Source organism: Mesobacillus campisalis (genome assembly GCF_000986785.1).
In the GTDB taxonomy this organism is placed as follows: Bacteria; Bacillota; Bacilli; order Bacillales; family Cytobacillaceae; genus Mesobacillus_B; species Mesobacillus_B campisalis.
In genome coordinates this window covers 17,055-38,662 of the sequence record NZ_LAYY01000032.1, presented here as the reverse complement: position 1 = coordinate 38,662, position 21,608 = coordinate 17,055, and the positions used below count along the sequence as shown (strand labels likewise).

20 protein-coding genes and 1 riboswitch are annotated in these 21,608 nt (G+C 41.8%); of the genes, 14 read left to right on the top strand and 6 right to left on the bottom strand.

Features of this window, described 5'->3' with window-relative positions; genetic code table 11:
• Positions 1 to 12 precede the first annotated feature (12 nt).
• From WQ57_RS19660 to WQ57_RS19630, 7 genes are all read left to right on the top strand, one after another.
• Complete coding sequence (locus tag WQ57_RS19660; RefSeq protein WP_046525473.1) at positions 13 to 342, top strand: thioredoxin family protein; 330 nt, start codon at positions 13 to 15, stop codon at positions 340 to 342.
• 25 nt (positions 343 to 367) lie between these two features.
• Positions 368 to 1,996: an ABC transporter substrate-binding protein gene (locus WQ57_RS19655; RefSeq protein ID WP_046525472.1), complete on the top strand. Its 1,629-nt coding sequence runs from the start codon at positions 368 to 370 to the stop codon at positions 1,994 to 1,996.
• Positions 1,997 to 2,089: 93 nt separating this feature from the next.
• A complete protein-coding gene (locus WQ57_RS19650) occupies positions 2,090 to 3,337 on the top strand; it encodes a CaiB/BaiF CoA transferase family protein (protein WP_046525471.1) in 1,248 nt (415 codons plus the stop codon).
• A gap of 166 nt (positions 3,338 to 3,503) precedes the next feature.
• The gene (locus WQ57_RS19645; RefSeq protein ID WP_046525470.1) at positions 3,504 to 4,496 is read left to right on the top strand and encodes an ABC transporter ATP-binding protein; all 993 of its coding nucleotides are present in this window, start codon (positions 3,504 to 3,506) and stop codon (positions 4,494 to 4,496) included.
• On the top strand, positions 4,477 to 5,445 hold the full coding sequence (locus WQ57_RS19640) for an ABC transporter ATP-binding protein (RefSeq protein ID WP_046525469.1): 969 nt from the start codon (positions 4,477 to 4,479) through the stop codon (positions 5,443 to 5,445). Before WQ57_RS19645 ends, WQ57_RS19640 begins: the two co-directional genes overlap by 20 nt.
• Positions 5,446 to 5,462: 17 nt before the next feature.
• A complete protein-coding gene (locus WQ57_RS19635) occupies positions 5,463 to 6,467 on the top strand; it encodes an ABC transporter permease (RefSeq protein ID WP_046525468.1) in 1,005 nt (334 codons plus the stop codon).
• Positions 6,468 to 6,479: 12 nt separating this feature from the next.
• Positions 6,480 to 7,373 carry an ABC transporter permease gene (locus WQ57_RS19630; RefSeq protein ID WP_084820330.1) on the top strand — a complete coding sequence of 298 codons (894 nt, stop codon included), beginning with the start codon at positions 6,480 to 6,482 and terminating at the stop codon, positions 7,371 to 7,373.
• 54 nt (positions 7,374 to 7,427) lie between these two features.
• On the opposite strand, the gene WQ57_RS19625 is transcribed toward WQ57_RS19630, so the two are convergent.
• The 3 genes from WQ57_RS19625 to WQ57_RS19615 form a co-directional block, all read right to left on the bottom strand.
• Positions 7,428 to 8,363 (bottom strand): LysR family transcriptional regulator, encoded by a 936-nt coding sequence (locus WQ57_RS19625; protein ID WP_046525467.1) that lies wholly within the window; start codon positions 8,361 to 8,363, stop codon positions 7,428 to 7,430.
• Positions 8,364 to 8,623: 260 nt separating this feature from the next.
• Complete coding sequence (gene brnQ / locus WQ57_RS19620; protein ID WP_046525466.1) at positions 8,624 to 9,982, bottom strand: branched-chain amino acid transport system II carrier protein; 1,359 nt, start codon at positions 9,980 to 9,982, stop codon at positions 8,624 to 8,626.
• A 332-nt stretch (positions 9,983 to 10,314) separates the two neighbouring features.
• Positions 10,315 to 10,644, bottom strand: coding sequence for a hypothetical protein (locus WQ57_RS19615; RefSeq protein WP_046525465.1), 330 nt, complete (start codon positions 10,642 to 10,644; stop codon positions 10,315 to 10,317).
• Between the two features lie 265 nt (positions 10,645 to 10,909).
• Between WQ57_RS19615 and WQ57_RS19610 the strand changes: the two genes are divergently transcribed.
• Positions 10,910 to 11,308: a YlbF/YmcA family competence regulator gene (locus WQ57_RS19610; protein ID WP_046525464.1), complete on the top strand. Its 399-nt coding sequence runs from the start codon at positions 10,910 to 10,912 to the stop codon at positions 11,306 to 11,308.
• A 232-nt stretch (positions 11,309 to 11,540) separates the two neighbouring features.
• Entirely contained in the window at positions 11,541 to 11,855 is a 315-nt protein-coding gene (locus tag WQ57_RS19605; protein ID WP_420912404.1) for a hypothetical protein, read from the top strand.
• Positions 11,856 to 12,018: 163 nt separating this feature from the next.
• On the opposite strand, the gene WQ57_RS19600 is transcribed toward WQ57_RS19605, so the two are convergent.
• Positions 12,019 to 13,392 carry a hypothetical protein gene (locus WQ57_RS19600; RefSeq protein WP_046525463.1) on the bottom strand — a complete coding sequence of 458 codons (1,374 nt, stop codon included), beginning with the start codon at positions 13,390 to 13,392 and terminating at the stop codon, positions 12,019 to 12,021.
• A 232-nt stretch (positions 13,393 to 13,624) separates the two neighbouring features.
• Here WQ57_RS19600 and uidA point away from each other — a divergent pair, with 232 nt between their 5' ends.
• The 5 genes from uidA to WQ57_RS19575 all read left to right on the top strand — a co-directional run bounded on the left by uidA (position 13,625) and on the right by WQ57_RS19575 (position 18,621).
• Positions 13,625 to 15,424, top strand: coding sequence for a beta-glucuronidase (gene uidA / locus WQ57_RS19595; protein WP_046525462.1), 1,800 nt, complete (start codon positions 13,625 to 13,627; stop codon positions 15,422 to 15,424).
• 121 nt (positions 15,425 to 15,545) lie between these two features.
• Positions 15,546 to 15,655: riboswitch (TPP riboswitch) on the top strand.
• Between the two features lie 146 nt (positions 15,656 to 15,801).
• On the top strand, positions 15,802 to 16,815 hold the full coding sequence (locus WQ57_RS19590; RefSeq protein ID WP_046525461.1) for an ABC transporter substrate-binding protein: 1,014 nt from the start codon (positions 15,802 to 15,804) through the stop codon (positions 16,813 to 16,815).
• 11 nt (positions 16,816 to 16,826) lie between these two features.
• The gene (locus WQ57_RS19585; RefSeq protein WP_046525460.1) at positions 16,827 to 17,117 is read left to right on the top strand and encodes a thiamine-binding protein; all 291 of its coding nucleotides are present in this window, start codon (positions 16,827 to 16,829) and stop codon (positions 17,115 to 17,117) included.
• A complete protein-coding gene (locus WQ57_RS19580; RefSeq protein ID WP_046525459.1) occupies positions 17,117 to 17,887 on the top strand; it encodes an ABC transporter permease in 771 nt (256 codons plus the stop codon). The genes WQ57_RS19585 and WQ57_RS19580 overlap by 1 nt, the downstream gene beginning before the upstream one ends.
• On the top strand, positions 17,884 to 18,621 hold the full coding sequence (locus tag WQ57_RS19575) for an ABC transporter ATP-binding protein (protein ID WP_046525458.1): 738 nt from the start codon (positions 17,884 to 17,886) through the stop codon (positions 18,619 to 18,621). Before WQ57_RS19580 ends, WQ57_RS19575 begins: the two co-directional genes overlap by 4 nt.
• Before the next feature lie 203 nt (positions 18,622 to 18,824).
• Here the strand turns inward: WQ57_RS19575 and WQ57_RS19570 are convergent, their stop codons facing one another.
• Complete coding sequence (locus tag WQ57_RS19570; protein WP_173427588.1) at positions 18,825 to 20,876, bottom strand: CocE/NonD family hydrolase; 2,052 nt, start codon at positions 20,874 to 20,876, stop codon at positions 18,825 to 18,827.
• A gap of 29 nt (positions 20,877 to 20,905) precedes the next feature.
• Positions 20,906 to 21,598, bottom strand: coding sequence for a TetR/AcrR family transcriptional regulator (locus WQ57_RS19565; RefSeq protein WP_046525456.1), 693 nt, complete (start codon positions 21,596 to 21,598; stop codon positions 20,906 to 20,908).
• Positions 21,599 to 21,608 lie beyond the last annotated feature (10 nt).

Below are 21,608 nucleotides of genomic sequence, written 5' to 3'. Positions count from 1 at the left end.
GAGGGCTTCGTGGTGGAAAAAATTCAAAATCAAGAACAATATTCAAACTTAGTAAATGGTGTTAAGGCAGTGGTTATGTATTTTTCAGCAGACTGGTGTTCTGATTGCCGTTTTATCGATACTTTTATGAATGAAATTAAAGAACAAAATCAAAGGGATTTTTGCTTTTACAAGGTTGATGCAGATTCACTTAAGGAGATTTGTATAAAAGCAAATGTGATGGGAATTCCAAGCTTTGTTATCTATCAGCAGGGAAATACGATTGATGAATTTATTGGAAATGACAGTAAAACTAGGGAACAAATAGAGGAGTTTCTAGAAAAAGCGAAAGTGAAATTGTAAAAATAGAAGTTTGGGAGGATTCCGCATGAAAATTCCATTTAGATTCATGTTAGCCGCAGTAATTATTTCACTCGTTTTATCAGCATGTAGTAATGCAGCCTCTAATGAAGACAATGAGAAAAAAGAGCAGGAGAAAACAAAGGAACAGGTTTTAATCTTTGGTCGAGGTGCAGATAGCTATTCAATGGATCCTCAAAATGCAAATGAAATTGAGACATGGAGAGTCAGCAAAAATGTCTATGAAACGCTCGTTGAGTATGAAAAAGAAACAACAAACGTGATCCCAAAACTAGCAAAAGATTGGGAGGTTTCAGAGGACGGTAAGACTTGGAAATTTAATTTACAGGAAGGAATCAAGTTTCATGATGGTACCGATTTTAATGCTGAAGCCGTTGTCTATAATTTTGAACGAATGATGGATCCTAGTCATCCTGCAAGGCATGATGCCACTTTTTCAGTGTATCGCGGCATGTTTAATGGATTTAAAGGGGATGGCAGTGTGATCGAAGAAGTCAATATGGTGGATCCACATACCGTGGAATTTAAGTTATCCGAACCTCAAGCTAATTTTCTTTCGAATTTAGGGATGCATGCATTTGGAATCATAAGCCCGGCAGCTTTAAAAAAATATGGTGCTGATATCCATGAAAATGCAGTTGGTACAGGACCATTTAAATTAGAATCCTGGATTCCAAATGATTCGGTTACATTAGTAAAAAATGTAGAGTATTGGAAAGAGAATTCTCCTCAATTAGATAAATTAATATATAAAGTTATTCCAGATAATACCTCCAGATTGACTGCGTTGAAAAATGGTGAAATTGATATCATGGTTAGTCTAAATCCTTCAGATTTAAAATCCCTTGAAAACGATAACTCATATCAATTACTTTTACGTCCGGCTTTAAATGTTGGATATTTATCAATTAATAACCAAAAGGAACCCTTGAACAATATAAAGGTTCGACAAGCTATCAATCATGCAATTGATAAAAAAGGGATAGCAGATGCCTTTTTCTATGGTCTGGCAGAGCCAGTTAAGAATATGTTGCCTTCCGAAAGTTGGGCCTATAACCATGAGATCGAAGATTACGAGTACAACCTAGATAAGGCAAAAAGTCTTTTAGCTGAAGCTGGTTATCCAAATGGTTTCGAGCTAGAGTTTGCCGTTACGTCAAATTCTCGAATTTATATGCAACAACCGACGAAGATGGTTGAAGCAATGAAAGCAAGCCTTGAAAAAATTGGGGTAAATGTCAAAATTGTTTCTTATGAATGGGCGGCCTATATTGATCAGCTTCGAAATGGTGAACATTCCATCGGTTTGATTGGATGGGTTGGTGATAATGGTGACCCAGATAATTTCTTATATTCAATGTTAAGTAAAAATAACGCAGTAAAAGGTGCAGCACAAAACCATACTTTTTATGTGAATGATGAGGTAAGCGACTTATTAATGAAAGCGAAATCCGTAATGGATGAACAGGAACGAACTGAAATTTATAAACAGGTTCAAAAGCTTGTCCATGAGGATGCACCATCAGTTCCTCTTGTAGAGGTGAAAGAGCCTGTAGTTACGGCTGACTATGTTAAGGGGTATATCCCTCATCCAACAGGTGCAGAAAATATGGATGAAGTAACATTGGAGGATTAAAAAATAGGCTAATGGATATCCATCAGAGGGAAAGGAATAATTTCCTCTGATGGTAGTTCCTTATAAACGGTAACAGGAAGAGAGTGATAAACAATGACAAAACCATTAGATGGTATCAAAATATTGGATTTGAGTTGGGTTTTTTCAGCTCCATATGCAACCTTATTGCTGCAGGATTTAGGTGCTGAAGTTGTTAAGGTTGAAAGACCAGGTTTAGGAGACCGGTCCAGATCGTTACCACCTTTTCAAGGGAATGTAAGCGGTTACTTTTATATGTTAAATCGCGGGAAAAAGTCTATCTCCCTTAACTTGAAAAGTAATGAAGGGAAACAATTATTTTTAGACTTAGCTAAAGAATTTGATGTGGTGGTTGAGAATTTTGTCGCCGGGACGATGGATAAATTGGGAATTGGTTATGAGCATGTAGAAAAAATGAACCCTGGCATCATTTATGCTTCATTAAATGGGTTTGGCAGCGATGGGCCTTATTCACACCTACCTAGCATTGACGGAATTGCTCAAGCCATGGGGGGACTGATGAGTCAGAATGGCCTAGAAGGCGGAAAACCATTAAAAACGGGCCCAGCTGTTGCGGATGCTTTATCCGGCATTTATTTAACAGTTGGCATTCTAAGTGCCATCATCGATCGAAATAAGACAGGAAAGGGTCAACGATTAGAGGTTAGTATGATGGATAGTATATTTTCTGTTTTAGAGGAATCTGTCATTCGAACAAGTATGACTGGGGAATCTTTAGAAGCGAGAGGAAATAAGGATCCGCTTGGTGCACCATGGGAAGCGTTCGAAACAAAGGATGGGAAATGGGCGATTGTATGTGCTTCGGGACATGATCGTTTTACAAAGGTTTATCAGGGAATCGGCAGGAAGGACATTGTTGACGCATTTGGTGGAGATGACCTAGCGTCACTTGAAAAGAGAGCGGAAAATCTTGATTATTTAAATGGAATTTTTGCTGATTGGGCCATCCAAAAGGATTTAGATGAGTTACTCTCCTTTTTGGCAGATTTGCATGTTCCGGCAGGTGAAGTGAAGAATGTCAAACAATTGATAGATGATGCTCATTTAAAAGGGAGAAATATGGTTGTTGATGTAGAGCATCCTGTTTTTGGTCAGATTAAGCTTCCAAATTTTCCGATTAAATTTTTTGAAAAAGAAATGGGGCTGAGAATTGGCGAAAATCCGCTTGAACCCCAACTTGGTGAACATAACGAAAGAATTCTTCAGTCCGTTTTAGGCTTAAACGAAGAAGAAATTAAACGCTTAAAAGATAATGGCGTTATTTATCAAACTAATGCTTCCAAACATACGCTGAAAAAATAAACAGGTAAGGCAGAATGAATAGAATGCTCTTACCCACGGTTTGCACCTATTGAATCGCTCTCAATAAAAGCTGTAGAACATATCTAACCTCCCATTGACTATGAAAAGAATAGCAGAGGTCTATTATATGAAGATAGAATTTTAAAAGAATGCAAGGAGGGACAAAATGAAACCGTTGCTTTCTGTTCAAAATCTTAAAACTCATTTTTTTACAGATAATGGTGTTGTTCCTTCAGTTGATGGTGTATCCTTTACCGTCAATGTAGGCGAAACCCTGGGTATTGTAGGTGAATCTGGATCTGGAAAAAGTGTAACCGCCCTATCAATCATGCAATTGTTGCCATCTAGAAAAGGAAAAATTGTCGATGGAAAAATTCTTTTTCAGGATGTCGATCTTTCAAAACTAAGTGATAAAAAGATGCGAAGAATACGGGGAAATGAGATTGCAATGATATTTCAAGAGCCAATGACGAGCCTTAATCCAGGTTACACAATCGGAAATCAAATAGGGGAAGCTCTCCGGTTACACATGAAAATGAATCGGAATGAAGCTGAACAAAGGAGTATTGATTTGCTTAAAGAGGTCGGCATATCAAGAGCAGAAAAGATTGTAAGAGACTATCCTCATCGGTTATCTGGAGGGATGAGGCAAAGGGTGATGATTGCAATGGCACTAGCCTGCAATCCAAAATTAATTATTGCCGATGAACCAACCACTGCTCTAGATGTAACCATTCAAGCACAGATCCTGGAATTAATCCAAAAGATGAAAAAAGACAGTTCTACATCAATGATTATGATTACGCATGACTTAGGAGTCGTTTCGGAAGTATGTGAACGAGTCGTAGTTATGTATGCCGGAAGGGTGGTAGAAGAAGCAAGTGTAAGGACCGTACTAGAATCGCCTTCCCATCCATATACAAAAGGATTAATTCGGTCAATCCCCAGATTAGAACAAGATGTGGAATGGTTAGAAAGCATCCCAGGTAATGTACCGATTCCTTCAGAAATGCCAACAGGATGTAAGTTTGCATCGAGGTGTGAAATTGCCACTGATCAATGTATGGAAGAAGAGCCTGAATTGTATGAAGTAGGTCCTGGCCATATATCTCGCTGTTTCCTGGCAAGGGAGGTAAAAAATGCTATTACCGCTACTTGAAATTCAAGAATTAAAGGTTCACATTCCGCTAAAAAGTGGATTGTTTGGGAGAAAATACAGCTTTGTGAAGGCTATCGATGGTGTGGATTTTTCAATCTATGAAAATGAAACATTTGGTTTGGTGGGAGAATCAGGTTGTGGAAAATCCACAACAGGTAAGGCAATCATGCGCCTAATTGACCCAACCTCAGGTAAAGTGTCCTTTGAGGGAAAGGATATTTCGAGATTATCCCGGAAAGAAATGAGAAATGTATATAAAGATATTCAACTGATATTTCAAGATCCATATGCTTCGCTAAATCCAAGAAAAACAGCGGGGGACATCATTGAAGAGCCTATGATTATCAACACAACAATGTCGCCTGAAGAACGGAAATATAGGGTGCAAGAATTACTTGAAGTGGTAGGGTTAAATGCTTACCATTCCACACGTTATCCACATGAGTTTTCGGGAGGGCAAAGGCAGCGTATTGGGATTGCCCGTGCACTCGCGCTAAATCCTAAGCTTCTTATTGCGGATGAGGCGGTTTCGGCTTTAGATGTTTCTGTTCAGTCACAGGTATTAAATTTATTACGTCAATTGCAACACGAAAGGGGATTAACCTATCTATTCATTTCTCACGACTTAAGTGTGGTTAAACATATAAGTGATCGAATTGGTGTAATGTATTTAGGGAGAATCGTTGAACAAGGTTCAAAGAAAAGTATTTACAAAAATCCTCTGCATCCCTATACGCAAGCATTGTTATCAGCCGCTCCTAGTATTAACCGCACTAATGAAAGAGAGAGAATAGTACTTATGGGAGACCTTCCGAACCCAATAAATCCTCCAAAAGGATGCCCGTTCCACCCACGTTGTTTCGCTAAAAAAACAGAGTGTGAATCGGCTTCTCCTCAATTTCGCAATGTAGGCGACGAGCATTATGTAGCTTGTCATCTATATAACTAGGGAGGAGGAACAAACAAATGTCATCTTATATTACAAGACGGATCCTGCAGTTAATTCCAGTTCTAATAGGGATGTCCATCATTGTTTTTTCAATTATCCATGCGATACCTGGTGATCCAGCAACGGTGATCCTTGGTGATCAAGCTACACCCGAAGCTGTCGCGGAATTAAGGGAAGAAATGGGGTTGAATGAACCTTTAGTAAAGCAGTATTTCTCGTATGTGTCTGGAATCCTTACAGGTGATTTAGGTACTTCACTTAAAACAAGCAAATCCATACAGGAGGAGATTACTCCTTACCTGATGGCAACGATTGAGTTGATGATGATGAGTATGATCATAGCAATCATTATAGGTGTAAATGCAGGAATTATTGCAGCTTGGAAAAGAGCCTCTTGGTTTGACTATACAGCTATGTTGGTAGCTCTTATAGGGGTTTCTATCCCAGTGTTTTGGTTTGGGTTAATGGAACAATGGATTTTTGCAGAAAAGTTAGGCCTCTTGCCCTCCACTGGACGGATGAATGCCCGGGAACCAGTCGAGGCCCTTTCTGGTTTATTATTAGTTGATACCATCTTACAAGGGAATTGGTCAGGATTTTGGGATGTTCTAAAGCACTTAATATTACCAAGCATAGCGCTTGGGACTATTCCGATGGCGATAATAGCAAGGATTACTCGTTCAAGCATGTTGGAAGTTTTGGAACTCGATTATATACGAACTGCACGTGCAAAAGGATTGTCTGGTTTTTGGGTTCTATACAAACATGCATTAAAGAATGCTTTTGCCCCTATCTTGACGATAATTGGGATGCTGGTTGGTCTGTTGTTAGGGGGAGCTGTTTTAACAGAGACAATTTTTGGGTGGCCAGGGGTTGGTCGATATATTTACGATGCAATTGGTTCCCGTGATTATCCGGTTATTCAATCCGGGATATTAATTATTGCGACTATTTTCGTATTCGTTAATTTAATTGTGGATTTGTTGTATTCCCTGTTAGATCCAAGAATCAATTATCGATAAGGAGGGAGGCATTTGAAAACAGTTATACACCCGTTTTCGAGAAAAGAAAATCCCGTTAAGTTTAAAAAAAAATCTTTATGGCTAGAGTCCTGGAAGCGGCTTAAGAAGCAGCGTGCTGCAATGATTGGATTAAGTATTGTGCTCTTTTTCGTCCTATTAGGGTTCTTATCCCCAATTATTACCAATCAACCATATGATGGATTTAATCCAGAAAAAACCTTAATTTCCCCAAATTCGGAACACTGGTTTGGAACCGATGACCAAGGGCGGGATATTTTCACTAGAATTATATTTGGGGCAAGAATATCCTTATGGATTGGATTTTTTTCAGTAATTGGTTCAATAGCTGTTGGTGCTTTTCTAGGTTTACTAGCAGGATATTATGGAAAATGGGTGGATACGATCATTTCTCGTTTCTTTGATATTATGTTGGCATTCCCTAGTATTCTTTTAGCAATTGCTATTGTATCCATATTGGGTCCAAGTTTGTTCAATGCGTTAATAGCCATAGCAATCATAAACATCCCAACCTATGGTAGATTGATTCGTTCCCGTGTTTTAAGCGTAAAGGAAGAAGAGTATATAATGGCCGCTAAAATCACAGGGATGTCAGATGGAAGGCTTATATTTGGGCATATTCTGCCAAATTCAATTACACCAATTATCGTTCAAGGAACATTGGGAGTAGCAACAGCTATTCTGGAAGCTGCAGCATTAGGGTTCTTAGGATTAGGGGCTCAACCAGGTGAACCTGAGTGGGGGAAAATGCTAGCGGATTCCAGACAATTTATTACAACTGCACCTTGGACATTATTATTCCCTGGATTTGCAATCATGCTTGTCGTGTTAGGGTTTAACATGTTTGGAGATGGGTTAAGGGATGCCTTGGACCCAAAGACCAAATAAACTTTATTAAAAAAAGATCTCAAACGAAAAGGGGCACTCCTCTTTTGAGATCTTTTATTTTATTAAACTTTTAATGTCAGCCTTTTTGATAAATAAGTTCATTTCTCTCTCTAATAATTCAACTACTTTTTGTTCAAAAGAAGAAGTCTTTTTCTTAATTAGCCGACAAGAGCCAACAAAACTATTTTTAGAGATTTCCTCCTTTAGAGGAATTGCAATGATTTCACCTGCTCGAATATAGGGGTTGGTTAATACTTCATCTTGAATCTCAATGGCAATGGCCAGGCCATTACGGACTGCTTCAGAAATACTTTCGCTATTTTTAGATTGATATAATAATTTAAATGGTCCGTATTTCTCACTAAAGTTAGAGAAAAACCATTCCATAAACTCACCCTTGAACATAACAAAGGTATATTCTATTAAATCTTTCGGCGTAACATACTCATGATTTGCTAAGTGTGAATCTCTTGGAACTAAAACAAACATTTGACCTTTATACCACTTTTTGAAAGATATATTGGGATTTTTAATCGTTTCTTCATAAATCGCTATAATGGCAATATCGACTTCTTGCCTTTCAATTCCTCTAACTAGTTCTTTGGATGGTTTTTCAATAAATATAATTTCATAGTTTGGAAACTCCTGGCGTAAATGAGAGAGCACTTTTGGGAGGAACGGTAAATGTAATCCTGTGACAAGGCCAATATTCAATTGGTTCTTGTGGAAAATTTTATATTTTTCAGCTTGGACATTTATTTCCCTGATTTTATCTATTGCCTCCGAAGCTAATTCAATTAGCTTTTTCCCTGCTTCAGTAGGCTTCACCCCGGCATGGGACCGCTCAAAAATAATTACACCCAATTCATTTTCTAGCTTAGTAATGGACTGACTAATGGCAGACTGTGAAATATGTAGTGCTTTCCCAGCTTTAGAAAACGAATGATGTTCTGCAATGGTTACCATGTATTCTAGTTGTTCAATTTGCACTCACTTCACCCCTTTTGTATAGCTTTTTACTTATATTCTGTATAACAGGGAAAAATCCTTTTGGTGTTTATCCTGATTGTTTTATATTTATGTCTTATACCTACTGAAAGAGAAGGATACAGAGTAATTAATCCTTTAGATACTAGTCAGCGAGAATTATAAACAGTTTGTTAGATGACTGAACGTGGTTATAATATTGAAGATAATAAATTGTGGAAAATAAAGTAGCCAGCTTAGAAGCTATTCTAAGCTGGTCCCAATTAGCGATATTGAACAGCCGTTTTCTCAGAGCTCGCTGGCCATAAAAAACCTATAACCACACCAGCCAGAGCAGGTAAGATCCAGCCAAGCCCAATCTCGTAAAGTGGTAAATGATCCATGTAGAACAATTTAATGAATTCAAACAATGGGAGAGCCGCGCCTGGTAAACTTCCGACCAGCGAACTGTAGCCATCGAAGAAGCTTACGCAAAAAGTAAAGAACGTTGCCGCTGCGTAAACACTCTGCTTATGTCCGAATAGAGAGGAACACAGGGACAATAAAATTAGAACAATGGCTAAAGGATACAGCAGCATTAATACTGGTACTGCAAATTGAATGATATTGTTTAAACCAAAGTTGGCAATGCAAAATGACATAAAACATAGAATCAAAACGAACCATTTATAGCTTACTTTTGGCAATAGCTGATGAAAAAACTCGCTGCAAGCTGTAATCAATCCAATGCTCGTTTTTAAACATGCCAGTACGATAATGATGGCTAATAAAATAGAGCCATATGACCCAAAATAATGCTGAGCCACTGCAGCAAAAATTAAACCGCCATTTTCGTAGGAGCCAATGGCAGATACGCTCGATGCCCCCATATAAGTAATTAGTCCGTAAATCAGCATCATCAGTGCCATGGCGAAAACACCTGATTTCAAAGTGGCTTTTGCAATCTCTTTTTTATTGGTGATGCCCTGTCCCTTAATGGCCTGGATGACCACAATGCCGAATGCGAGTGAGGCCAGAGCATCCATGGTGTTATAGCCCTCTTTAAAGCCCGTGATAAAGGCTAAATCGCTATAATCACCAGCCGGCTTCCCGAAGTGGCCCATTGGTTTGATGATGGCAATGAAAATAAGAATAAATAAAAAGACTAAAAATGCAGGGGTTAAATATTTCCCGATATAGTCGATAATTTTTGCCGGGTTTAAAGAGAAATAATAGACAATCATAAAAAATACAAAGCTAAATAGCCCTAGAAATAAACTGCCATGTACTGGATTGATATACGGTTCAAAACCGACTACGAAAGGTACCGTTGCTGTCCGTGGAATGGCAAAAAACGGCCCGATGGTTAAGTAAAGTGCCACTGCAAAGACCACTCCAAATACCGGATGGACACGACTTGCTAAATCGCGCAATCCACTGCTCCCTGATAAACCAAATGCAAGAATCCCGATAAATGGAAGCCCAATTGCCGTTATAAGGAATCCAATTAATGCCGGCCAAAAATTCGTGCCAGCGAGCTGTCCCATTTGAATCGGAAAAATTAAATTTCCCGCACCAAAGAACATTCCGAAAAGCATCGTGCCAACGATGGCATAGGTAGAAAATGATATTTTTTGCTGCATTCTTGTGTTCCCCCAGATAAATTTTGTCTATTTTAGCACTATTTTTAGTATTTTACTATAGTAATATAGGTATTTTTATCAAAAGAACATTTAATGTCTTATGCTTTTTTTATTGTATAGAAAAAAGCCAGCAGGGACGGTTAGTGCAGCCGTTTCCCACTGGCTTTTTATTATTTAAACCTAAAATTCTTTTCCTTTGAAAAGGTCCATAAAAGCCTGGAAGATTTCAAGTCCTTGGTACGTAAACAATGACAAAGAAGTCAAAGATAAAAAACCAATCATGATATATCGAAACAACATTGTTTTATTCCTCCTCTTGTTAACATAATGTTTTACGCGTTAACTTCAGAGGAGACAATCACGTATTTCGATTGATAAAGAATCGGGGTGAGAAATGCCGATGTTATCTTGAAACGAATCAGGCAATACAACATACCCATGAAAGCCATCATAACGCACACGAGCAAAGCAGGGAAGAAAATGCCGGGTGAGGAAGGATGTTTATGATCATCCCCCAAAAGCCATTCACTATGGTCAACATATAAATGAGGAGCGTCCTGTTGAAACGCATGTATCTTTCCGCCAAAACGATGGAGGTCTGATTGAGAATAGAAAAGCGATGGCAGAAGGAAGAGCAAGAAGAATGGAATCAACTTATTCAAGAGATAATCGCCTCCTTTTCTATTGTTTCCATCATACACAAGTTTGGTAAATTGTAAAACAACTAATTTGTGACATGTTTTTACAATGGAATGATGCAATGATCAAAATAGTTTGCGATTTTCATTGTGTTCAAAGACAGTATCAGTTGTGCATTTGTCCGAAAAAGACCTGGACAGAGACGTCCCAGATGCACCATTTAAACGAAAGAACATACATTGTTTTATACTATGGAATGCCCAGTTTGATTCCAAGGAGGTTGTTCTTTTGAATAGAGAGTTGTTTAATATTGCCAATCAATTAGAAAATGCCCTTCGGAACAGCAGTGAATTTATCCATTTATTAAATCAGTATGAAGAAGTGAATGCCAATCCTTCATCAAAAAATCTCTTTAAAACATTCAACCAGATGCAAATGAATTTGTACCAAAAGCAAATGCAGGGGCAGGAGGTTACCCAGCAAGAAGCAGACACCCTCCAAAAGTTAACAGCCCGCATCCAGCAGGATGAAAAAATTACAGGATTGATGGAAGCCGATTTCCACCTAAATACATTAGTAATGGATATAAATAAAATGATCCTAAAACCGGTGGAGGAATTGTACGCTCACTCCCAGGGAGGAAACACGGAGTCCTTCCACCGGGGGCAAAACATCCGATATTATTGAACCTGTTAAGGCAGGTATTCTCGGGCACCTTACACTGGATGGAACCTGCTTTATCTGTGTCCAGGACATTTGCCGGACTCTTTCTTCCTTCCATAAAAAATCCACTTGATGCAATATGCAGCTTGTCAACTCCATAAAAATGAAAATCATTTCGAATACTAGATGTTTGCCCATGACAAAATTAGGTGAACGCATATTCTGATAGTGAATTTGATTATGAGGAGGAAGAAACATGTATACAAATATGCCAATGAGCCAGGATGTAATGATTGATCAAAATGATGAAAGGATCTTCGGGCGTCCCTTTGGGTTTGGCCGTCCATTTGGATTTGGCTTCGGGCGTCCATTCGGATTTGGGTTCGGCCGTCCGTTTGGATTCGGGTTCGGCCGCCCATGGGGTTGGGGCGGATTTGGCTGGGGAGCCCCATTCCTTGGAGGAGTATTAGGCGGTGTCCTTGGAAGTGCACTTTTAGGCTACCCATATGGTTATCCTTATCCTTATCCTTATCCTTATGGATTTGGATATGGCTACCCATATTATTTTTAATAGATCTGGTGTTTGATAGAAAACAGTTATCTTATAGGAAATAAAACTCATATAAATGAAAGGAAAGCCCTGTTTACAACTTTAGAGTGTAAAAAAGGGCTTTTTTGGTACGGGGAAAAGTGCTTTTTTCATACTAAAGGCTGCCCTATCCGGAAAAAATCTCTTATAAAAGAAAATAGGCAACAAGCGTCCCAACCAGTCCGATAAACAAAGCGAACGGCATGTTTTTTAAGGTGATTCGGTAAGGGCTCTCTTCCAGGCTAATGGAAGTCAGTGTTACGAGCAATCCATATGTTCCGACTGTGAAAGTAGCAACAGAGCCCGTGATCAGAACAATCGCAATGCTGACCGGGTTCATGATTTCCAGTAGAGGGGTAATGATTCCGGTCAAAATGCCCACTGTTGCAATTGGATGCACCCCAAACATGCTAAAGAACACAAAGCTCGCCTGCAGCAAAAATAATAGAATGAAAGGATAATCCGAAACGAGCGAAAGCGGCTTTTGGATGAAATCCAGGAACGATGTATCATTCAAGGTGTGCGAAAACAAGGATAGGGATATAAACAGCACAATAAAGTTCTGCATGTTATTTGTCTTTGTTTTCCATGTATTCCAGCCTATCGTCCAAAAGCTTCGGCTTCTTTTCATTAGAAGGGACCATACAAAGGCAAAAGGCAAAATAAGCAGAGTGACGGTCAGGGTGAAATTAAGCTTGAATATGTTTCCCAGCAAGACGACAAGCGTTAAAAACAGGGCAAGGGACACCACTAACTGAATTACTTTTCGTGTCAGGTTCCTGACATTTATGGCTTGCGTCCTGCTAACTTCGGAGTTTCCGTATGCATATTTCTTATAATGGAACCGGCCCCACATAGAGTCCAGCACCAGAGAGACTATGGCAATCAATAGCAGCCAGGGCAATAATGAAACATAGTCAACCCCGGTAGTAACGATTGATACAGCCAGCGTGATTTCCAAAGGGCTCCATAATAAGGCCAATGAGTAACCTCTTAATGTTGCCGTGGAAATAAAAGAGTTTTGCAGTTTTTTGCCAAGAGGCGCCAAATTTGTTTTTAAGACATCCTGTGAGATGGTCGCAGCCGGCAGATTCAAAAAGGCTGCCAATGTGTGGGTCGTGACCGAACTGCGCGGATACAGCTTCCCCAGGTCGGAAACATTCACTTTTATAAGCTGGTTCAAACTGCGGTCAAACCGGCCGCTTTGGACAACACTGTTCATCCAGGGCAGCATCGCCAAGAGGGTCAGCAGCGACAGGTTGGATGTCAGGAGCTGCGGAATAATCAGAATGGATTGTCCGGTTGTGTAAAATAAATAACCTCCAATCGCGAGGAAAGCACTGCCAAGGATTTTGAACAATCCAGAGGCTGCAGGAAACGAGATTACTAGCATGATGATCGTGAGGATTCCCAATAAACCATTTAAGATTTCACTGCCGATAAACACATTAATCAAATAGATTAGAAAAACCAAAGAATAAAAGACATAAAGATAGCTGAAGATTTTATGCTGTTTCATGACTGCCTCCAAGAAAATATATACAATATTGTAAAATCCATGAATCTCCATTATACCCTTATTTGAAGAGTATGTTAACACAACAAACAATTCGCCAGACAAAAGGTAAATACCGGAGTGGTTTCCGATTATCTGGCCTGCGAATGGGGAAACTCAAGAGGGGAGGGTCAATGGATAGAATTTCCCTTTTGATTGAAGGACTTTTACATAACAGAATGGAGGAGAAAACATCATGCTATATCCAATAGCAACCGAAAGCCGCGTCGTTGTCGACTTAAGCGGGATTTGGAAATTTATGATCGATAAAGAAGTGGAACACATTGAAGTGTCACAGCCACTTCCAACCAATGAAGTTGTAGCAGTTCCTGCATCCTTTAATGATCAGGCATTGTCCAAAGAAATCCGTGAGCACAACGGGTATATTTGGTATGAAAAAGAATTCAAAGTTGCAACAGCTTTGCGCAACGAACGATTGGTACTGCGCTTCGGTTCTGCTACTCATGAAGCATGGGTGTACCTGAACGGAAAGGAGATCACTCATCATAAAGGCGGCTTTACTCCGTTTGAAGTTGAAATCAATGACTTTTTAGCAGATGGAGCAAACCGTTTAACCGTACGTCTGAGCAATCTGCTGGATTATACAACACTGCCAGTTGGCAACTATTCGGAAGAGAAGGATGAAAATGGCCGGACAATCCGCAAAGTCGACGAAAACTTTGATTTCTTTAACTATGCAGGATTGCATCGCCCGGTTAAAATTTATACCACTCCACGCGATTACATAGAGGATATCGTGATTGTTCCCGAGGTGGATTTAGCATCTAAAAAGGCGGATGTCAAAATCGCTGTAAAAACGGCAGGAACTTTTGATGAAGTGCGCGTTACGATTTTGGATGAAGATGGTAATCAAGTGGCCCAAGCTTCTGGAAATGATTTGAACATTCCAATTGAAAACGTCAAGCTGTGGCAGCCTCTGAATGCGCATCTTTATACAGCAAAGGTGGAAGGTATTAAGAGCGGAGAAAGCATTGATGTATATGAAGAGGCATTCGGTGTCCGCAAGGTAGAGGTAAAGAGCGGAAAATTCCTCATTAACGGCCAACACTTCTATTTTAAAGGTTTTGGCAAACATGAAGACACTTTCGTACAAGGCCGCGGCCTGAACGAAGCTTATAATGTACTTGATATTAACTTAATGAAGGACATGGGGGCCAACTCCTTCCGTACTTCCCATTATCCTTATTCGGAAGAAATGATGCGTCTATGTGACCGGGAGGGGATTGTCGTCATTGATGAAACCCCGGCGGTTGGGTTATTCCACGGCTTTGGCTTTGATTTAAGCGGGAAGAATGCGGCAGCCACGTGGAGCGAGCTTAAAACAAAAGAAGCACACGAGCAGGTGATTACCGAATTGATTGACCGCGACAAAAACCATGCCTGTGTTGTGATGTGGTCGATTGCCAATGAGCCTGCTTCCCATATCGAAGGAGCGTACGAATATTTTGAGCCATTATTCAATCTGGCCCGCGAGCTTGATCCGCAAAATCGTCCTTGCACCCTTGTCAACATCCTGATGGCAACGCCGAAAGAAGATAAAACCTCCGACCTGGTGGATGTCATCGCCTTAAACCGCTATTATGGCTGGTATTTGCAAAATGGGGATTTAGAGGCTGCAGAAAAGGAGACCCGTAAAGAGCTGCTTGAATGGCAGGAAAAGTATCCCGACAAACCAATTATGTATACCGAGTATGGTGCGGATACTGTCGCCGGGTTCCATAGCGCTTACGGGGAACCTTTCAGTGAGGAATACCAGGAGGATTACTACCGCATGAACAGCAAGGTGTTTGATGAAATCCCCAACTTTGTTGGCGAGCAATTATGGAACTTTGCCGACTTCCAAACGAAATTCGGGATCATGCGCGTCCAGGGGAATAAGAAAGGCGTATTCACCAGGTCGAGGGAACCGAAAATGGTTGTCCGTTATTTAAAAGACCGATGGACAAACATTCCTCACTTTGGCTATAAGAAATGATTTTAACAATTTAAAATTTGTCAAATGGATGCAGACAGGCTTCTACATGTCTGCATCCATATTTATGCTTGATAAAACTTACCGTTTATGTCATTGTAAATACTAGATTAATTAAATAGCAATTTAAGTGTGGGGGGACCAGTGTTACTGGTTGAGATTGCGTCTGTAAGATGCTGACCCTTGGAACCTGATCTGGCTAATACCAGCGAAGGGAACATATTTCAAGCAATAGAAGTTGATAATATGCGCCCTAGGTATATTCCTGGGGCGCATTTTTATTTAGATCAACGGAGAATTTCCTGAATCATGTTAGGTTCCTAAATCTTCCCGACCATAATTGCTAAAAATCTAATACCATATCGAGGAGGGGTTCAACAGTGAAAAAAAACCTATTGGCATTCCTTGCAGTTGTATTTATCACAGCCTTAGCAGGATGCAATTCAGACAATGAGGATGCGAAACCGTCTGAAAATGGAGAAGAGACAGAAGGATTAAAACCGGTATCCATTGTATTGGACTGGACACCAAATACGAACCACACTGGTTTATACGTCGCACAGAAACAAGGCTTTTTTGAAGAACAAGGCTTGGATGTCGAAATTCTAATGCCGGGAGAAGCAGGAGCTGACCAGCTTGTTGCCTCCGGACAAGCTGATTTTGGGATTAGTGCCCAAGAAAGTATTACGGAAGCGAGAGTACAGGATATTCCGATTGTTTCGATTGGAGCCGTGATTCAACACAATACTTCCGGATTTGCTGCGCCGGCAGACCGCGGGATCCAATCACCTGCTGACTTTGAAGGGAAGACATACGGCGGCTGGGGTGCACCAGTTGAAGAGGCTGTCATTGATTCTCTAATGAACCAGGAAGATGCCGATGTCAGCAAAGTTGAGACGATCAACATGGGGAACTCTGATTACTTTACAGCCGTTGAACGCGGCGACATAGACTTTGCATGGATTTACTATGGCTGGACAGGTGTTGAAGCAGAACTGCGCGACATGGAATTGGATATGCTTTATTTGACCGATTATTCCAAGAAGCTGGATTATTATACACCAGTCATCATTACAAATGAAAAGAAGATTGCCAATGACCCTGAAACGATTAAATCGTTCATGGCTGCTGTCAGCCAAGGGTATGAATATGCCATTGATAATCCAGCACATGCAGCTGATATCCTCATTGAAGCGGTGCCGGATCTCGACGCGGAGCTAGTTAAAGCAAGTCAGGAGTGGTTATCTCCAAAATACCAGGATGACGCAGAACAATGGGGGATTCAAAAACAGGAAGTTTGGGAAAATTACGCTGGCTGGATGTATGAAAATGGTTTGTTAGAAGAAGAATTAGACGCAGAAAAAGCATTTACTAATGAATTTTTACCACAATAGAGGTGTATGACATGGCAAATTCCTTACTAAGTATACAAATTATCCCGAAGACTAAAAATGGCGAAGATGTGATACCATTCGTGGATGCAGCCATTGGTGTAATTGAGGAAGCTGGTGTAAAGTATGAAGTTCATCCACTGGAAACGACGATGGAAGGGGAGCTGTCAGAGCTGTTTGCGATCGTTGAAAAGATGAATGAAAAGATGGTGGAACTGGGTAGCCCCAGCATCATCTCCCAAATAAAGGTGCTTTACAATCCGAGCGGTGCCTCAATGGATAAATTGACGGAGAAATATCGTTAATGCATAAGGTAATCAAAGCAGGATGGCGGCCGCTCTTGGTCATCATCCTTTTATTCATCATTTGGGAACTATCGAGCACTTTCTTTGAAATCCCTTCATGGCTGCTGCCTGCTCCATCGGAAATTTGGCAGGAAGGTGTTGCCGGCTGGCCAAATTATCACCATCATATCTGGTCAACGATTCAGTTAACGGTGATTGGATTTAGCATTGGTTGTATAGTTGGATTGATGGTGGCGATTGCATTGCACCTGATGCCTCGAGTGAGGGAAGCCTTTTATCCTTTAATGATCTTATCCCAAAATATTCCTATCATCGTACTCGCCCCATTGCTTGTGATTTGGTTTGGGTTCGGGATGATGCCGAAAATTATCGTCATCACACTCGTCTGTTTTTTCCCAATTGCCGTATCGGCGGTGGACGGCTTCAGGCAGACTAGCCAGGAGCTCATCCACTATATGAAAATGGCCGGAGCATCAAAAGGGCAGATTTTTTTAAAACTTGAACTTCCGCACGCATTGCCTTCACTGTTTTCCGGATTGAAGATATCAGCAACATACAGTGTGATGGGGGCGGTCATTTCGGAGTGGCTTGGTGCGAATCGGGGAATCGGTGTTTATATGACACTCGCATCTTCTTCATTTCGAACAGATCGCGTTTTTGTAGCCATTTTTATGATTATGATTTTATGTATGTTGTTTTTCCTGGTCATTATCAGCTTAGAAAAACTGTTCATCAAGTGGCGGCCGAAAGGAGAGGGAAACAGCAAATGAGCCAGCTTATTGTAGAGAACATCAGAAAGTCCTTTCATAAAAAAACGGTGCTGGATGACATCTCCTTTACGGTGGAGGACGGGGAGTTTGTCTCCTTGCTAGGTCCATCCGGAAGCGGAAAAAGTACATTATTCCACTTAATTGGCGGCCTGTATGAACCAGACTCCGGAGATTTTTATTTGGATGGAAAAAAAATCACAGGTAAACGAGGGTCGATTAGCTATACGCCACAGAGTCCGTCCTTATTTCCATGGCGGACGGTTTTAAAAAATATCATGCTGGGCAGTGAGCTGTTTGGCAAGCCGGATGAACAAGAAGCGCGGGTCATGCTTGAAAAAGCAGGGTTGGGAGGATATGAGAATGCATATCCGCATCAGCTGTCCGGTGGAATGCGCCAGCGGGTTGCCTTTGTGCGCAGTTTGCTCAGTCCGCAATCGTTCATTTGTCTTGATGAGCCTTTTTCGGCTCTTGACGAGCTTACCCGGCTGGAAATGCAAAAATGGCTTTTGGCTATTTGGGGACAAAACCGTCGTTCTGTACTATTTATAACGCATAGTATTGAAGAGGCTATCTTCCTTTCGGACCGAATTATCGTCCTTTCAAGTAATCCTGCGACTTTGAAGCGAGAATTTAAAATTCCCTTTCCACGGCCGCGGGAAGAGGACATTCTGTTAACGGAAGAGTTTTTAAAGTGGAAAAAGGAAATCTATCAAGAATTAAAAGTGTTGCAATAAATGATAATGGCTAACGCATAGCTATTGAAAAGGAATGTCACCATTAACTAACAAGGAGAATCCCTTCCATAAAAAAGAGTAAGGCCCGACTAGCATTTATCCGCTAATCGGGCCTTTTTCGGCGTAAAACATTCGGTTGTCCTCAGAGAACCGTCTTTCAAGAGAACGGTCTATTTGCCCCGAAGTGGAGGAGGAGGTGGTCTTTATACATGATCCCTGTCAATCCCCGCTTTCCAGGTCTTATGGAACACTTTTTTCTCTCCCTCGTAAGCCGTCAGCTTGTTCACGAGGTAGAACTTTGTTTCATCGCTCCACATTTCGCTGTCTGTTTCAAGGGTGATGTTCCAGTCATCACGGCCAAGGGTCAATTCCCATTCACATCGATTATAGGCGGATAGGGGATCGTTTTCCTTGATGCTCCATGTGTTTTTGTTTTTACTGCCGTGCCGGATGCCATTGGAAGGCAAGCGCCGTTCGCCTTCATCCGAAAAATCGGCGATCGTCCACACACCCTCAATTGGATTATAGCTGATTTCACGAGTGCGCTCTTCTTTACGGAGAATTTCACGTTCCATTACTTGTGCTGTTTCGGGTGCATCAAAATGGCCCCAATCCTGGTCCTCTTCGTGAGGAGTGCGGACAGGCAGTTCCATAAATGTAGCTTCACCAAAATAAAGCGTCAAATCAACTGGTTTTGGTGATGGCCACGCCGACGGCCAATAGGTTGGCGAAACGGCTATTTCCAGCTGATGACCAGCAGGAATTTCCTGTCCCAGCGAATCCAGTTTCACTTCAACCTTGTATTTCCGGCCAGGCTCCAGTTTTTCCGGATGCTCATGAGAGTTCCGGTGCGTAAGGTTCAGCATGCCATAGCTGATCAGCGTCGATTCCCCGGTCGGTGCCTTGTCCATAAGTCTCACGGTAATCAAAGCATCTTCCTGATTTGCTGCCAGTTCAGCATGAAAAATAGGGTGTCCAAGCAGCTCAAGCTTTTCTGTTAAAGGAGCAGAGGTGAATACGACGGCTTTTCCATTCTCAAGCCGCTGATCTGCCGGCAAGTCGCCTGGCTGGCCGAATGGGCAGAAAACGCCATAGTAAAGACCATGCTCCTGGACACTTGGGACCAAAATGTCATCCCCTTGAGGTACTTCCTTAGAAATAGATCCTTTTGCAGGATACCAGTTCTCGCTGTTCACATATGGGGAAGGCCAGGAAGGATCGGCGACCCATTTACCTGGACGCTCCTCATACGTTACGGCAGGACGTTCACTTTCCTGGATATAGGAAATCAGCTTCGGCTCATCCATGATGCCGGTGTCTATTCCTTTCAGCCAATGATCATACCAGCGCAATGCTTCCTGTAAAAACCCAATTGCCGGTTCAGGAGTGGCCACTTCAGGGTATTCGTGCGCCCAAGGACCGATGAGCCCTTTGCTCTCTTTGGGAAGATACTCCAACAGGCGGAATATTGAATCGGTATAGCCGTCCTGCCAGCCTCCGACCGCAAATACGGGAATCTGGATGTCACTGTAATCTTCGCAGATGGAACCATGCTTCCAATACTCATCCCGTCGCTGGTGGCGGACCCATTCCTCGACAAATGGGGGAGTGTTCTCCAGGCGGTCAAGCCAGTTCTCCCGCCAGCTGTCTCCGACAACAGCAGGATCCTGCGGCCGGGCATTGTAGGCGAACATCGTCGAGGCCCACCACAGCATGTCGGAAGCAAGCAGATTGCCGCCGCGGTAATGGACGTCATCCGCATAACGGTCATCAGTTGAACAAAGGGTGATGATCGTTTTCAGGGCAGGGTGATTCCTTGCTGCCACTTGCAGCCCATTGAAGCCGCCCCATGACTTGCCAATCATCCCGACCCCACCGGTGCTCCACGGCTGTCTGGCAATCCAGCTTAAGACGTCGAGCGCGTCGTCCTGCTCTTGTTTTAAATACTCATCCAGTAAAATTCCGTCCGAATCCCCGGCACCGCGAATATCGACTCTGATGCTGGCATAGCCGTGACCCGCAAAGTACGGGTGGCGGACCGAGTCGCGAATCGCGGTAAAGTCATTTTTGCGGTAGGGCAGATATTCCAGGATCGCCGGAACGGGATTCACCTCGGCGTCGACCGGCAGCCAGATGTGCGCCGCCAGTTTTGCTCCATCAGACATTGGAATCCAGATGTTCTCCAGCTTTTTCAATTCTCGTGGGAATTCTGTTTTGATTCGGCGTTTTCCTGAATCTTTTATATTAAAAACCAATTTTTTCATCCTTTCATTTACTCATGATGTTATGGCCGGAATGTAATCTCGCTGCGCCGTTCAGGTTCGACAACGCTTATGACGCATTCGGCGACGAGTTCCAGAGTCCGTTTGATGGCTTCTTCCTTTGAATAGCCGCGCCGCCTGTTCATATACGTATTCATCATGCCTTTCCAGACCATTAGGGTGATGTCCGCAATCAATGGGACATTTTCTTTTTTTATATAACCTTCCGTAACCGCATCCTGAATGTAAAGCGCACTGCGTTTGGAGAAATCGTATTCGATCAGGATCGCATGGAGTTCTTCCGGCACACCCGTTAAATCATGAGTATGCAGTGCATAATAGTCATCAAACAGCTGTTGCGGGGAAGACCCCAGGTTGTCCATGAAGATGACGGAATAGATCTCCGGCTCCTCAAAGGAATGCTTGCAGAAGCATTCCCAGGAGTACAGCCATTTATCTACTATGTTCGTACCTAAATCCATATAAGATGGCAGTTCTTTTACATATTCAGACGTAAATCGCATGGCCGCAAAAAATTTCAAGTGAGAAAGATCCTTAAAATAGTTGTACGCTGTCGATGCAGTAAACCCAGCGCGGTCAGCAATCTTGCGAATCGTCATATGTTCAATGCCGTCTTCTTCAATGACATCGGTCGCCGCATCAAGAAAGTACCGAAACATGCGCGCACGCTGAAGCTCTTTTCTCTCTTTACTCATTTATCGCGTC

Excerpts from the sequence above, each read along its gene's own strand:
- WQ57_RS19655 (WP_046525472.1), top strand. The coding sequence starts at position 368 with ATGAAAATTCCATTTAGATTCATGTTAGCCGCAGTAATTATTTCACTC.
- WQ57_RS19650 (WP_046525471.1), top strand. The coding sequence starts at position 2,090 with ATGACAAAACCATTAGATGGTATCAAAATATTGGATTTGAGTTGGGTT.
- WQ57_RS19645 (WP_046525470.1), top strand. The coding sequence starts at position 3,504 with ATGAAACCGTTGCTTTCTGTTCAAAATCTTAAAACTCATTTTTTTACA.
- WQ57_RS19640 (WP_046525469.1), top strand. The coding sequence starts at position 4,477 with ATGCTATTACCGCTACTTGAAATTCAAGAATTAAAGGTTCACATTCCG.
- WQ57_RS19635 (WP_046525468.1), top strand. The coding sequence starts at position 5,463 with ATGTCATCTTATATTACAAGACGGATCCTGCAGTTAATTCCAGTTCTA.
- brnQ (WP_046525466.1), bottom strand. The coding sequence starts at position 9,982 with ATGCAGCAAAAAATATCATTTTCTACCTATGCCATCGTTGGCACGATG.
- WQ57_RS19605 (WP_420912404.1), top strand. The coding sequence starts at position 11,541 with ATGTATACAAATATGCCAATGAGCCAGGATGTAATGATTGATCAAAAT.
- WQ57_RS19600 (WP_046525463.1), bottom strand. The coding sequence starts at position 13,392 with ATGAAACAGCATAAAATCTTCAGCTATCTTTATGTCTTTTATTCTTTG.
- uidA (WP_046525462.1), top strand. The coding sequence starts at position 13,625 with ATGCTATATCCAATAGCAACCGAAAGCCGCGTCGTTGTCGACTTAAGC.
- WQ57_RS19585 (WP_046525460.1), top strand. The coding sequence starts at position 16,827 with ATGGCAAATTCCTTACTAAGTATACAAATTATCCCGAAGACTAAAAAT.
- WQ57_RS19580 (WP_046525459.1), top strand. The coding sequence starts at position 17,117 with ATGCATAAGGTAATCAAAGCAGGATGGCGGCCGCTCTTGGTCATCATC.
- WQ57_RS19575 (WP_046525458.1), top strand. The coding sequence starts at position 17,884 with ATGAGCCAGCTTATTGTAGAGAACATCAGAAAGTCCTTTCATAAAAAA.
- WQ57_RS19565 (WP_046525456.1), bottom strand. The coding sequence starts at position 21,598 with ATGAGTAAAGAGAGAAAAGAGCTTCAGCGTGCGCGCATGTTTCGGTAC.